Below are 13,100 nucleotides of genomic sequence, written 5' to 3' on the forward strand. Positions count from 1 at the left end.
GCGGTGGGATCAGCCGGCGAGTTCGCCGAGCGTCACCTCGATCTGGTACTCCTTGCCGCCGCGGATGTAGGTCACTTTCGCGTCGCTGCCCCCGGCAGCGGCGCGCACCTGGGCCGTGAGGTCGCTGGCGCTGGTGATCGGCACGCCGTTGAAGGCGGTGACGATGTCGTCGGCCTTGAGGCCGCCGGCCGCCGCCGCTCCTCCACTGGTCACGTCGGCGATGTACGCCCCTGCGACATCCGCGCCCTGCACGGAGGCCGCATCCTGCACCGACGCCCCGAGCAGGCCGTGCGTGGCCGCACCGTCGGCGATGATCTCTTCGGAGACGCGCTGGGCGATGTTCGACGGGATCGAGAAGCCGAGGCCGATCGACCCGGATTCCTCCGACGATCCGGAGCTGGCGATCGCGACGTTGATGCCGATCAGTTCGCCCTTGCTGTTGACGAGGGCACCGCCGGAGTTTCCGTGGTTGATCGCGGCGTCGGTCTGGATCACGGCGATCGAGATCGACTCCGACGTCTGCTGCTGGCCGTTGCCGGGCAGATCGAACTGGAACGGACCCTGCTGGCCGTCCTGCTGACCGTCCTCGGGCGCCTGTTCCTGCGGGGCGTCCTCGCTCGACGAATCCGGCAGAGCGGAGGACGCGATCTGGATGCTGCGGTTCAGCGCGCTGACGATGCCGGTGGTGACCGAGTTCGACAGTCCGAGCGGCGCGCCGAGTGCCACGGCCGTGTCGCCGACGTTCAGCTCGGACGAGTCCGCGAACTCGATGGGCGTGAGATCGGTGGCATCGGTGAGCTTGATGACCGCGAGGTCGTAGATGGGGTCGGTGCCCACGACGGTCGCCGAGTAGATGCGACCGTCGGAGGTCGTCACACGGATCGTGGGGTCGGCGACGGCACCGCCGAGCGTCACCACATGCGTGTTAGTGAGCACGTAGCCGTCGTCGCTGATGATGACTCCGGAGCCGCTGCCGGCCTCGCTGGTGCCGGCGACCTCGATCGTGACCACCGACGGCAGCGCCTTCGTGGCGACGGCCGTGGTCTCGTTCACGGAGCCGGGGTTGTTGACGGTGACCGTCTGCGGCCCCTCCGCGACACCGCTCGAGGGCGTGGTGCCGACGGCGTTCCAGATCGCGCCGCCGCCGAAGCCCGCGACGCCTCCGACGAGTGCGGCGGCGACCACGATGGCCGCGAGGCGCACGCCGCCGCGCGGCTTGGCCTCCTTGGTCTTCACGTGCGGATCGGCCGGTGCGTCACCGAGGCCGAGCGGCGCGGTTCCGCCCAGGGGAACCGTGGGCTGGGTGTGGGCGGCGCCGGAGTGGAGACCGAACGCGGCTCCCGGCGACGTGGCCGTCGAGCCAGCGAACTGCTGCGCGGTGGCCGGAGCGATCACGGGCGCGGGGGCGGCGGGAGCGGGCGACGCGAACGTCGAGGGCACCTGGTGTCCCGCGGCCGGCTGCGGCGCGGGAGCGGACTCTGCGGCCACGGGGGCGGCGGGCTCCGCGGCCGGCGCGGCGGGGATGTCAGCGGCGGCCTGCGGCGCCGAACGGTCGGCGACCTCTGCTGCCTCGGTGGACGGCACGTCGGGTGCCGAGTGGTCGGGGGTGTTGTCTTCGTTCATGGTGTGTACTCCTTCAACAACGCCCCTTCAGAGTGCTCTCCGAGTCTGTGCGTTTCATATGGCGAAGGTGAGTTTCCCTTATGGCCATAGCCTGTTCTTCATGAGTGTCATCACCGGTGCATGGCGGCGCACAGCGGCGGGCGCGGGCCTGCTCTCGCCCGACGGGGCCGTCGCGCCCACCATCTTCGCAGAGATGTCGGCCCTCGCGGCCTCGACGGGAGCGATCAATCTCGGGCAGGGATTCCCCGACGAGGACGGCCCGGCGGAGGTTCTCGAAGCCGCCAGGCGGGCGATCGCCGATGGGGTGAACCAGTACCCGCCCGGTCGGGGCACCGCCGATCTCCGACTCGCCATCGCCGAGCACCAGAAGCGGTTCTACGGCCTCGACGTCGATCCGGACACCGAGGTGCTCGTCACGGTCGGAGCGACCGAGGCTCTCACGGCGACGCTCCTCGCCCTGATCGACGGTCCGGAGGACGAGGTCGTCGTCTTCGAGCCGTACTACGACTCCTACGCGGCCGCGGTCTCTCTCGCCGGAGGCACGCTGCGCACCGTGCCGCTGCGCGTGCCGGACTTCCAGCCGGACCTCGACCGGTTGGCGGATGCCGTCACCGACCGTACGCGGATCATCCTCGTGAACGATCCGCACAACCCGACCGGCACGGTGTTCGGCGCCGACGTGCTCACCGAGATCGTTCGCCTCGCCGAGCGGCATGACGCGCTCATCGTGACGGACGAGGTCTACGAGCACCTGGCGTTCCGCGCCCGGCACATCCCGGTCGCAACACTGCCCGGCGCTGCGGAGCGCACGCTGACGATCTCCTCGGCGGGCAAGACCTTCTCGGCCACCGGGTGGAAGGTCGGCTGGATCCACGGTCCCGCCGCACTGATCACCGCCGTGCTCACCGTGAAGCAGTTCCTCACCTACGTCGGGGCCGCCCCCTTCCAGCCCGCCGTCGCGGTCGGGCTCCGCCTGGGAGACGCCTTCTTCGCGGATGCCGCGGCGACGCTCGCCCACAAGCACGACGTGCTCGGTGCCGGACTGCAGGCCGCGGGTTTCACCGTCTTCGCCCCGCAGGGCGGGTACTTCACCCTCGCCGACGCCACGGCGGTCGGCGGCGCCGATGGTGCGGAGTTCTGCCGCACCCTGCCCGAGCGCTTCGGCGTCGGGGCGATTCCGCTGGCTGCTTTCCTGCCGCCGGCGCACCGCGCCGACCCGGAGTACGCGGGCATCGTGCGCTTCGCCGCCTGCAAGAAGGTGTCGGTCATCGACGAGGCCGTCTCGCGCCTGGCCCGTCTCAGGGGCTGACTCGCTCCCCAGCCTCCCGCGGGAACTGCGCTTTCAGCGCGGAACGACGGCGTACCGGCGCACCCGCAGCGACGGGTTCGTCTCGCGGACGCGGTCGACGACCGCCCGTTCGACGGGCGCCACCGCGATGCCCTCGGCGCTGCCGACACCGGCGAGCACCACTCCCTGCGGATCGACGATCTGCGAGTGGCCGACGCCGATCGGCGCGGGGTGGTCGGCGGAGACGACGTAGACCGTGTTCTCGATCGCCCGGGCGGCGAGCAGGGTGGTCCAGTGATGCTCCTTGAGCGGACCTCGCACCCACTCGGCGGGCACCACCAGCACGTCCGCCTCCGCGTCGACGAGGGTGCGGGCCACCTCGGGGAAGCGGAGGTCGTAGCAGGTCATCAGGCCGAAGCGCAGGCCTGCCAGGTCGAACGTCGCCGCCTCGCCCACCTCTCCCGGCTCGACCCAGTCCGACTCGGTCTGCCCGAACGCGTCGTAGAGGTGCTGCTTGCGGTAGACGGCCAGGATGCCGTCGCCCCGAACGGCGACCACCGTGTTCCGGACGCGACGGGTGTCGTCCGACTTCTCGACGAGTCCGGCGACGATCACGACGGCGTACTCCCCCGCCAGAGCGATCAGCGTCTGCACGAAGTCGCCCTCCAGCGTCTCCGCGTGTGCGGCGAGGGTCTCGTCCATCGGATTCACGAAGTAGCTCGAGTACTCGGGCAGAACGATCAGACGTGCGCCCCGCGCCGCGGCATCCGCCACGAATTCTGCGATGCGCTCGCGATTGCCCTCGCGGGAATCGGTGGGCGCGAACTGGCAGACGGCGACGGGGACGGCGGGGCTCACGGACATGCCCTCATCCTCCCGCATCGCCGCGGACTGCGCCTCGATTCGCGCACTCCCGATTCCCGTGTTAGGCTATTCCTTGTGCCGCGGGGTGGAGCAGTTCGGTAGCTCGCCGGGCTCATAACCCGGAGGTCGCAGGTTCAAATCCTGTCCCCGCAACGAGAATGCGACACAAGAAAGGCCCCTGATCAGGAGAAATCCCGGTCAGGGGCCTTTCGCTGTGCCCGGTGGATGCGTGGACCGACACGATCGCCGACAGCCGGGAACGACGAATGCCGCACCCCGAGGGATGCGGCATTCGTCAGTGCGGTCCGAGGATCACTCCCCCGAGGTGGACTCCATGTCGAGGAGCTTCTGCACGGCCTCGGTGAGACGCTTGTCGGCCTCGCCGAACTTCTCGAGGTCACCGGCCTTCAGAGCGGTGTCGCGGTCGAGAAGCGCCTGACGCGCGTCGGCCAGGGCTGCAGCCTGTTCGTCGGTCGGCGTCGTGGGCTCGGTCGGCTCGGTGGTCGGCACCTCACCCGTGTCGGGGTCGACCTCGGAAGGATCGACCGGTTCGACCTCGTCATCTCCTCCGGTGGCACCGGAATCACCGCCGAAGAGGGAATCGAGCGCCTCGGTCAGGGTGTTCTCGAACGCGACCCTGTCGCCGAAGGCGACGAGCACCTTCTGCAGACGCGGGAGCTGCGTGCCCTCGGACGACTGCACGTACACGGGCTGCACGTAGAGAAGACCGCCACCCACGGGGAGCGTCAGCAGGTTGCCGTAGATGACCTCCGACTCTCCCTGCTGCAGCAGGTTGAGCTGCGGGACGACCGCCGTGTCGGAGTTGTAGGTGTTCTGCACCTGACCGGGACCCGGCACCGTCGTGTCGTCGTTGATCTCGAGCATGCGCAGTTGGCCGTAGCCCTCCGCCTTCACACCCGCCTCGGCACCGGCATCCGAATCGACGGCCAGATAACCCATCAGCACGTCTCGGCTGCTGCCGGCACCCTGCGACGCCGGGATGAACGTCGAGAACATCGAGAACCGCGCGCTGTCCTGCCCCGGCATCTGCATGGTCAGGTAGTACGGCGGCTGCAGCATCGCGTCGCTGCGCGGGTCGTTCGGCGTCTGCCAGCGGTTGTCCTGCTGGGCGAAGGACCCGGCGGTGTCGATGTGGTAGATCCCGAGGATGTCGCGCTGCACCTTGAACAGATCGGTCGGGTAGCGGACGTGGCTCATGAGCTCGCCCGACATGTCGCTGATCGGCTTCACGGTCGACGGGTAGACCTTCTGCCAGGTCTTGAGGATCGGGTCCTCGGCGTCCCACGCGTAGAGCGTGACGGTGCCGTCGTAGGCATCGACGGTCGCCTTGACCGAGTTGCGGATGTAGTTGATCTCGTCGATCGCGAGGCTCGGTGCCCGCGTGTTCGAGTCGGTGATCGCGTCGGAGAGGCTCACGCTCGTCGCGTAGGGGTACGTCGAGCTCGTCGTGTAACCGTCGACGATCCAGACGATGCGGCCGTCGACCACGCTGGGGTACGGGTCGCTGTCGAGCTCGAGGTACGGAGCGACCTTGCCCACACGGGTCTTCGGGTCGCGGTCGTAGAGAATCTGCGAGTCCTCGTTCACCAGATTCGAGAAGAGGATCTGCTCGGACTGGAACTTGAGCGCGTAGAGGAGCTTCGTGAACGTGTCGCCGATGGCGGGGCCGCCCTCGCCGTTGAACGTCGTCTTCGTCTCGCTCGCGCCGTCCTTGCCGCGCGGGTAGTCGATCTCGACCGGGTCGGAGCCCTCCGGGGCTCCCACGATCGAGTACTCGGGCGAGTTCTCACCGAAGTAGACGCGGGGCTCGAAGTTCTCGCGGTCGGTCAGGAAGCCCGACGACGGGATGCCGCGCTCGAGGAAGACGGGCTCGCCGTCGCTCGTGCGCTGGTTGCCCGCGGCCGCAACGAGGCCGTAACCGTGCGTGTAGACGGCGACACGGTTGTTCCAGTTGTCGCCCTCGCCGAGCTTGGTGATGTCGAGGTCGCGGACGGCCACGACCGTGTCCTGCATCTCGCCGTCGATCTCGTAGCGGTCGACGTCGAGCGTCTCCTCGAACTGGTAGTACGCGCGGTACTGCTCGAGCTGCCGCACGGTGGGGCTGATGACCTTCGGGTCCATGATGCGGATCGAGGCCGTGGTGTCGGCATCCGCACGCAGCTGACCGGCTTCAGCATCCGTCTCGGCCTCGAAGGTGGTCGTCTCGAGGTTCGCGACCCCGTACGCCTCCTTCGTGCCGTCGATGTTCCGCTGGTAGTACTCGGCCTGGTAGGCATTCTGGTTCGGCTTCACCTGGAAGGTCGTGACGACCCACGGGTATCCGACACCCACGACCAGCGAGGCGACGATCAGCAGCGCCGTGGCGGCGAGCGGGAAGCGCCAGCGGCCGATCACGGCCGTGACGAAGAAGAGGATCGCGACGAGTGCGGCGATGATCGCCAGGATCGCGAGACCGGGGATCGTGGCATTGACGCCCGTGTACGCGGCACCGGTGATGCGGTCGTCGGGGGTGACCAGCGTCTTGTAGCGGTCGAGCCACAGGCTGACCGCCTGCACGAGGATGTAGAGACCGGCGATGACGGCGAGCTGGATGCGCGCCGCCTTCGAGATGCGCAGCTCTCCCTGACCGATGCGCACCGAGCCGTAGAGGTACGACACGAGCGCCGTGACCAGGAGCGAGAGCAGCAGCACGGCAGAGACGAACGCGAGCGCGATCGAGTAGAACGGCATCGCGAACATGTAGAAGCCGGTGTCGATGCCGAACTGCGGGTCGACGTCGCTCGTCGCGACGCCGTTGGCCCAGAGCCACACCGTCTTCCACTGCCCGGCGGCCGAGAAGCCGGCGAACAGACCGAAGAAGATCGGCATACCCCACATGGCGAGACGACGCAGGGGCTCGATGACCTCCTGGTAGCGGTCGAGCTGGGAGCTCAGGCGCACGTAGACCGGGCGCAGGCGGTAGGCCAGCTGGATCACGACGAACAGCGGCACCGCCATCCCGAGGAAGCCGATGACGAACATCACCACGGTGGCGACCCACTGGGTCGTGAGCACACCGGTGAAGCCCACCTGATCGAACCAGAGGAATTCGGTGTAGAGCGACGCGAAGACGAAGAACACCGCGATCAATGCGGCGATGATCACCAGCGAGATGCCGAATATGCGTCGGGAGGTTCGAGGAGTGGCCGGGTTCGGAGCTGAGGTCGAGGTCACACCCCCATCCTAGGCACGCGTTACTGGGCTGCGGCTGTCATCCCGGTCACGGCGAGGTCACGACGCGGTGCAGGCGGGCAGCGCCGAGACGTCTCCGCCGTCGGCGATGACCTCGAGAGCATCGAGCGATTCCTCGAGCGTCGCGGTGCGGACGACCTGCAACCCGTCGGGCACGTGGCCCACGACCTCGTCGCAGTTCGATGCCGGAGCGAGGAAGAACTCGGCCCCCGCATCACGCGCGCCGTAGAGCTTCTGACGGATGCCGCCGATCGGGCCGACCGTGCCGTCGGCCTCGATCGTGCCGGTGCCGGCGACGTTCTCGCCACCGTTGAGCTCGCCCGGGGTGAGCTGGTCGATGATCCCGAGGGCGAACATCATCCCCGCGCTGGGGCCGCCGACGTTGTCGAGCTGGATCGTCACGTCGATCGGGAAGTCGTAGTCGGTGCGAAGGGTGATGCCGATCAGCCACATGGTCGTGTCGCCCTCGGTGTACTCCTGCGGAGTGATCGTGACGTCCTGCTCCTGGCCGTCTCGCAGGACCGTGAGGTCGATCTCCGCTCCCCCGATGTCCTGGATGCGCGAGCGCAGCTGCTTCGCCGACACCACGGGGTCGCCGTCGATCGCGGTGATCACGTCGTCGGGTTCGAGGATGCCCTCGGCCGGGGAATCCTCGACAGCCTCGACGACGACGACCTCGGCCCCTGTGTCGTAGCCGAGCTCTCCCAGCGCCGCGGCGGTCGCCTCGTGCTGCGAGTCGACCATCAGGGTCGCGTTGCGCTCATCGCGCTGCTCGGTGGTCACGCCCTCCGGGAACACGGAGTCGAGCGGTACGACGGCGCGGGAGGAGTCGGTCCACGCCAGCGCGAGTTCGAACCAGCTGGGGGTGCGCTCGCGGTTGCCGACGACCTGGACGGTGGTCAGATCGAGCGTGCCGCCGGTGTCGAACGTCTCGGCGCCCTCGATGCTGATGAGCGGCACCTTCTCCCCGTCCGCACCCGCGGCCGTGCCGAGGGTGTCGTAGACGGGGCCCGGCCGCTGGATGACGTAGGGGGTGGGGAGGAAGGTGAGGACGACCAGTGCCACGAGTGCGACGATCAACGCCCAGACGCCGAGTCCGAGCTTCACAGGCCGCGTTCGTTCCACAGCATCCTCCGTCGTTCGCGAGCGGCGTACAGGGATCTGCCCGCATCGGGTTCGCTCGCATGAACCTGTGACTAGCGTAGATGGCACGGCTATAGGCGTGCTGAGAGGGCGATCGACATGGCAGACAACGACCCGACACCCGAGGACTTCCAGGAGTTCCTGCGGCGGATGCTCGCAGGCCAGGGAGGCGACATCGACCCCGAGGCGCTGCGTGGTGCTTTCGAGGGCATGGACGGGCTGGCGCTCGACCCCGCGATGATGCAGACGATCATGTCGCAGTTGCAGGGCGCGTTCGGCGGCGACGCCTGGGAGAACGCGCTGCGCCAGGCGCTGCACATCGCGAACCGCGACGGACAGGGCATCACCGACGGCTCGCGCACCTCGCTCGTGGATGCGTTCGCCCTGGCGGGGCTCTGGCTCGGCGAGGCGACCACGATCTCCGACCTCGCCCAGGCGCCGGTCGCGATGACCCGCGGCGAATGGGTCGAGAAGACCCTCCCCGTGTGGAAGGAGATCGCCGGCCCCGTCTCGACCAGCATCGCCGATGCGCTCACCAGCGCACTCGACACGCAGGTCCCCGAGGAGATGCGCGACGTCGTGCAGGGCGCGGGCAGGCTCATGCGCGGGCTCGGCGGTTCGGTGTTCGCCGCGCAGTTCGGCCAGGTGCTCGGCAACCTCTCGCTCGAGGTGGTCTCGGGCGGAGACGTCGGCATCCCGGTGCTCCCCGCCGGCACCGCCGCGATCATCCCGCAGAACCTCTCCGCCTTCGGCGAGGGACTCGAGATCCCCGACGACCAGATCGCCCTCTACCTCGCGGCGCGCGAGCTCGCGTACGCCCGCCTGTACCGGCACGCCAAGTGGCTGCACCTGCACGTGATGGCCCAGATCACCGACTTCGCGCGCGGGGTGACGGTCGATGTGGATGCACTCGAAGACGTGGCGAGCCGACTCGATCCGTCCAATCCCGAGGAGCTGCGGGCCGCGATCGAGGGCGGTGCCCTGCTGCCGACGCAGACCGAGGCGCAGCGCGAGGCACTGACGCGGCTCGAGAACCTCATCGCGACGATCGACGGCTGGGTCGACGTCGTCACCACCCAGGCGACCTCGCGCCTCCCCGACGGTGCACGGCTCGCGGAGGCGGCACGTCGTCGGCGCGCGGTCGGCGGTCCCGCCGAGGACGCGCTCGGGGCTCTCGTCGGTCTGAAGCTGCGCCCGCGCCGCATGCGCGAGGCCGCCGCGATGTGGCAGCAGGTCACGGATGCCGTCGGTATCGCCGCCCGCGACGCGCTCTGGGACTACCCCGATCTGATGCCGACCGCCGACGACATCGACGACCCGACGGCCCTCGTCGCCCGCCTCCAGGCGACGGCGCGGGGCGAGCAGCCGGTCGCCGACGAGTTCGACGAGGCGCTGGCCCGCCTGCTCGACGGTGACGACTTCTCGGGCGACGCCGACGGAAAGCCGGACGGAGATTCGTCGGGCGGAGACGAGTCGGAAGACCGCCCCGAGGGCGACCGACCGGTCTGAGCCGCGACTGCTCCTCCCCATCGGAGAGGAGCAGTCGCGTTGTCCACGGATGTCTCTGCGGCATCCCATGGACGCCGTGGAATGTCCAGAATCGGTGGATGCCTCCGCTCACGCCGACGACACTCACCCGCCTCTCCCCCGCCCTTCCGCTGCTCTGGCGCGACGAGCGCACGCTGCAGCTCGGACTCGACGGCGATCTGCACATCGACGCCGAAGCGGCATGGGTGGAGCTGCTGCTGTCACGGATGGGTTCCGGCTTCCGCCGAGCCTCCTTCGACGTGATCGCGCACGGACTCGGGGCGCCGCGCGAGGAGGCGCGAGCGCTGCTCGCGCGGCTGGAACACCTCCTCATCGACGACCCGCCCGTGCCGCGCGCCGCCTGGGTCGAGCGACTCGGCGTGACCGATGCCCGCACCGAGCATCGCTTGCGGGAGAGCCTCGCCGACGAGGGCGTTCCGATCGGAGAGCACGGTTCTCGGTCCGGCGCGGCCGTGGTGCTCGTCGCCGGCAGCGCTGCGGCGATGCAACTGGCGACGTACCTCCGCGACGATGTGACGCACCTGCCCGTCGCCGTCGGTCGCGATCAGGTGACGATCGGCCCGATGGTCGTCCCCGGCATCACGCCGTGCCTCACGTGCCGCGATCTCCATGCTCGCGATCTCGACCCCGCCTGGCCCCGACTGCACACGCAGCTCGTCGCTCGCGACCCCGGGCGCGTTCGCGCCGTGCTCATCGCGGGCGCCGGAGCGATCGCCGCGCGCCTTCTCGCCGCCGCGCCCTCGGCGGAGAGCGAGATCATCCGGCTCAGCGCGGACGGGTCCCGCGACTCGCGAGCGGTGAGGTTTCACGGAGAATGCCTGTGCCGCGTCCCGTCGTCCCGATCTCTGCCAGGAACCGCGAGGGAGCCCGTTCGCCTCGTCCCGCCGAGCGCGACCACGACAGAGACAGAGTTCGCGCGGCTCGCGTGACGCCGACGTACGCGAGACGGCGCTCCTCGTCGATCGATTCGAAGCTCGTCGCATAGGAGATCGGCAATGCCCCCTCCGCCCATCCGGCGAGGTGGACGTGCAACCACTCCAGGCCTTTCGCGGCGTGCAGGGTCGAGAGCGTGACGGTGCGCATGGTCGGCTCGTGCTGATCCTTCGCCCGGGCCATGAGCGCATCGCCGAAGGAGCGCAAGGTGGCTTCGGGCCCGGCCTCCTCGGCGAGGCGGAGGATCGCGCGTCGCGCCTCCCAGCCGTCACGCTGGGCTCCGCCCGCCGCCGGCGGTTCATCGGTGAGTCCGAGCTCGCGCAGCACGCGCTGCACCGCAGGGACGAACCCCTGCTCCACCGGGGCGACGGCCGCAGCACGGATCGCGAGGATCGCCTGACGCACCTCGGGCATCGAGAAGAAACGGGTGCCGCCCAGCACCGTGGTCGGGATGCCCTCCGCGGCGAGCGCCTGCTGCAGCGCGGCCGATTGGGCATGGGCCCGGTAGAGCACCGCGATGTCTGCGGGAGAGATGCCCTCGGCGATCTGCGCCGAGATGGACGCGGCGATTCCCTCCGCCTCGTCGCGCTCGCTGTCGTACGCGGTGACGGTGGGCGGCTCGGTCGCGAACTGCTCGCGCGCGGGGGTGAGCTCCAGGGCGCCGGGGCGCCCCTTCATGAGCGCGTTCGCGGCGGAGAGGATGGGAGCCTGCGAGCGGTAGTTCGTCTCGAGCCGCACGACGGTCGCATCGGGATGGCGGCGCTCGAACTCGAGGAGGAAACGCTGCTCGGCGCCGGCGAAGGAGTAGATCGTCTGGCTGGCGTCGCCGACCACGCAGATGTCGTGCCTGTCACCGATCCAGAGCTCGAGCAGTCGGTTCTGCAGAGGCGAGACGTCCTGGAACTCGTCGACCGTGAAGTGGCGGTACTGCTCGTGCACCGATGCGGCGACTCGCGGTTCGGCCTCGAGCATCCCGGCGCACGCCAGGAGAACGTCTTCGAAATCGAGCTGGTTCCGCTCGTCCTTGAGCGCCTCGTATCCGCGCTGCAGTTCGGCGAGTTGCGTCGCATCGACGCCGGATACCGACCGTCCCAGGGTCGCGTGCTGCTCGATCGAGAGCATGGAGACCTTGCGCCATTCGATCTCCGACGCGATGTCCCGCAGGGTCGCGGTGCTGGGACGCAGGCGGATGGCGTCGGCGACCTGTCCCAGCATCCGCACCTTGTTGTCGATGATCGACGGGGCGGGCTGTCCGGCGAGCGTCGGCCAGAAGAAGTTGAGCTGCGCGAGAGCGGCGGCGTGGAACGTGCGGGCGGCGACGCCCTCGACCCCGAGCGCACGCAGGCGCCCACGCAGCTCCCCCGCGGCCTTCGCCGTGAACGTCACGGCCATCACCCGCGCGGGCGAGTACGCGCCGGTGTCGACTCCGTGCGCGATCCGGTGGGTGATCACGCGCGTCTTGCCGGTACCGGCCCCCGCCAGCACCGCGACGGGTCCGCGGAGGACCGATGCCGCCTGCCGCTGGCGCTCGTCGAGTGCGTCGAGAGCGCTCACGCGCCCGCCTCGAGCCAGTCCACGATGAGTGCGCGCGCGATCGATGCGTGTCCGGGCAGCCCGACGGGCCCCTCTCCCGCCAGGGACGACGTGATCTCCGCGCGGGTGAACCAGCGCACGTCGACGATCTCCTCGCCGTCGGCGCGGGCATCCGCCTCGTCGTCGACGACCGCGCGGAAGCCGACCATCAGAGAGCGCGGGAACGGCCAAGCCTGCGAAGACACGTAGCGCAGCGCGGAGAGACGCACCCCCGATTCCTCGGCGAGCTCACGATGAACGGTCGATTCGAGCGACTCGCCCGCCTCGACGAACCCCGCGAAGCACGAGTACATCCGACCGCCCCAGTTCGCGTTCGCGCCGAGGAGCAGTCGCTCGCCGTCGCGGCTCTCGACCGCCACGATCACGGCAGGGTCGGTTCGCGGGAAGTGATCGCGCCCGCAGACCAGACAGCGACGCGACCATCCCGCCTGACGGATCTCGGTGCCTCCGCCGCAGGTCGGGCAGAACGGCGCATCGCGCAGCCAGGCGGCGAGCGCCAGCGCCTCGATGAGGATCTCGCTCTCCTGCGCCGGGAGCCGCGCTCCGAGATCACGCAGCCCGAGCCACGTCTCGTCGGGAGCCGCGTCGATCGATGCGCTCTTGGCCGGAAGCGCGGCCAACAACAGCGGAGTTCCGGACTCGTCGCGCCCGAGGAGCGCCCATGTGGCATCGACGGGTTCGGTCGGCGCGACGCGGACCAGCAGATCATCGGTCACGCGCACTCGACCGTCGCGGACGGCGATCACGCGTGTCGACGTCTCTCCGCGCAGACGATCGATGACGCCGGATTCCTCGCGGAGCTCGGCCGCGCGGTCGAGGGTTGGGCGGTGCATGGGTGATCGACTCCCTCTCTCAC

General features: G+C 69.5%; 8 protein-coding genes and 1 tRNA gene. 3 read left to right on the forward strand and 6 right to left on the reverse strand.

Going from position 1 to position 13,100, the window contains the following annotated elements; genetic code table 11:
* Window positions 1-9 precede the first annotated feature (9 nt).
* Window positions 10-1,623 carry a S1C family serine protease gene (locus tag KZC52_RS04805; RefSeq protein WP_247622921.1) on the reverse strand — a complete coding sequence of 538 codons (1,614 nt, stop codon included), beginning with the start codon at window positions 1,621-1,623 and terminating at the stop codon, window positions 10-12.
* Window positions 1,624-1,723: 100 nt separating this feature from the next.
* Here KZC52_RS04805 and KZC52_RS04810 point away from each other — a divergent pair, with 100 nt between their 5' ends.
* The gene (locus KZC52_RS04810; protein ID WP_247622922.1) at window positions 1,724-2,932 is read left to right on the forward strand and encodes an aminotransferase class I/II-fold pyridoxal phosphate-dependent enzyme; all 1,209 of its coding nucleotides are present in this window, start codon (window positions 1,724-1,726) and stop codon (window positions 2,930-2,932) included.
* Between the two features lie 33 nt (window positions 2,933-2,965).
* Here the strand turns inward: KZC52_RS04810 and KZC52_RS04815 are convergent, their stop codons facing one another.
* The gene (locus KZC52_RS04815) at window positions 2,966-3,775 is read right to left on the reverse strand and encodes a carbon-nitrogen hydrolase family protein (RefSeq protein WP_247622923.1); all 810 of its coding nucleotides are present in this window, start codon (window positions 3,773-3,775) and stop codon (window positions 2,966-2,968) included.
* Between the two features lie 79 nt (window positions 3,776-3,854).
* Here KZC52_RS04815 and KZC52_RS04820 point away from each other — a divergent pair.
* A tRNA-Met gene (locus KZC52_RS04820) sits at window positions 3,855-3,928 on the forward strand.
* Window positions 3,929-4,087: 159 nt separating this feature from the next.
* Here KZC52_RS04820 and KZC52_RS04825 read toward each other — a convergent pair.
* Window positions 4,088-7,009 (reverse strand): UPF0182 family membrane protein, encoded by a 2,922-nt coding sequence (locus tag KZC52_RS04825; protein ID WP_247622924.1) that lies wholly within the window; start codon window positions 7,007-7,009, stop codon window positions 4,088-4,090.
* A gap of 57 nt (window positions 7,010-7,066) precedes the next feature.
* A complete protein-coding gene (locus tag KZC52_RS04830) occupies window positions 7,067-8,152 on the reverse strand; it encodes a YlbL family protein (protein WP_247622925.1) in 1,086 nt (361 codons plus the stop codon).
* Window positions 8,153-8,269: 117 nt separating this feature from the next.
* Between KZC52_RS04830 and KZC52_RS04835 the strand changes: the two genes are divergently transcribed.
* Entirely contained in the window at window positions 8,270-9,679 is a 1,410-nt protein-coding gene (locus tag KZC52_RS04835; RefSeq protein ID WP_247622926.1) for a zinc-dependent metalloprotease, read from the forward strand.
* A gap of 804 nt (window positions 9,680-10,483) precedes the next feature.
* Here KZC52_RS04835 and KZC52_RS04840 read toward each other — a convergent pair.
* Window positions 10,484-12,205 (reverse strand): ATP-dependent helicase, encoded by a 1,722-nt coding sequence (locus tag KZC52_RS04840; RefSeq protein ID WP_247622927.1) that lies wholly within the window; start codon window positions 12,203-12,205, stop codon window positions 10,484-10,486.
* Window positions 12,202-13,077 (reverse strand): NAD(+) diphosphatase, encoded by an 876-nt coding sequence (nudC, locus tag KZC52_RS04845; protein ID WP_247622928.1) that lies wholly within the window; start codon window positions 13,075-13,077, stop codon window positions 12,202-12,204. The genes KZC52_RS04840 and nudC overlap by 4 nt, the downstream gene beginning before the upstream one ends.
* Window positions 13,078-13,100: the final 23 nt, after the last annotated feature.

The sequence above is a fragment of the Microbacterium galbinum genome, from assembly GCF_023091225.1.
In the GTDB taxonomy this organism is placed as follows: domain Bacteria; phylum Actinomycetota; class Actinomycetes; order Actinomycetales; family Microbacteriaceae; genus Microbacterium; species Microbacterium galbinum.

Bases quoted from the DNA above. Each gene is read 5' to 3' on its own strand.
- KZC52_RS04815 (WP_247622923.1), bottom strand. From the start codon at position 3,775: ATGTCCGTGAGCCCCGCCGTCCCCGTCGCCGTCTGCCAGTTCGCGCCC.
- KZC52_RS04805 (WP_247622921.1), bottom strand. From the start codon at position 1,623: ATGAACGAAGACAACACCCCCGACCACTCGGCACCCGACGTGCCGTCC.
- KZC52_RS04810 (WP_247622922.1), top strand. From the start codon at position 1,724: ATGAGTGTCATCACCGGTGCATGGCGGCGCACAGCGGCGGGCGCGGGC.
- nudC (WP_247622928.1), bottom strand. From the start codon at position 13,077: ATGCACCGCCCAACCCTCGACCGCGCGGCCGAGCTCCGCGAGGAATCC.
- KZC52_RS04835 (WP_247622926.1), top strand. From the start codon at position 8,270: ATGGCAGACAACGACCCGACACCCGAGGACTTCCAGGAGTTCCTGCGG.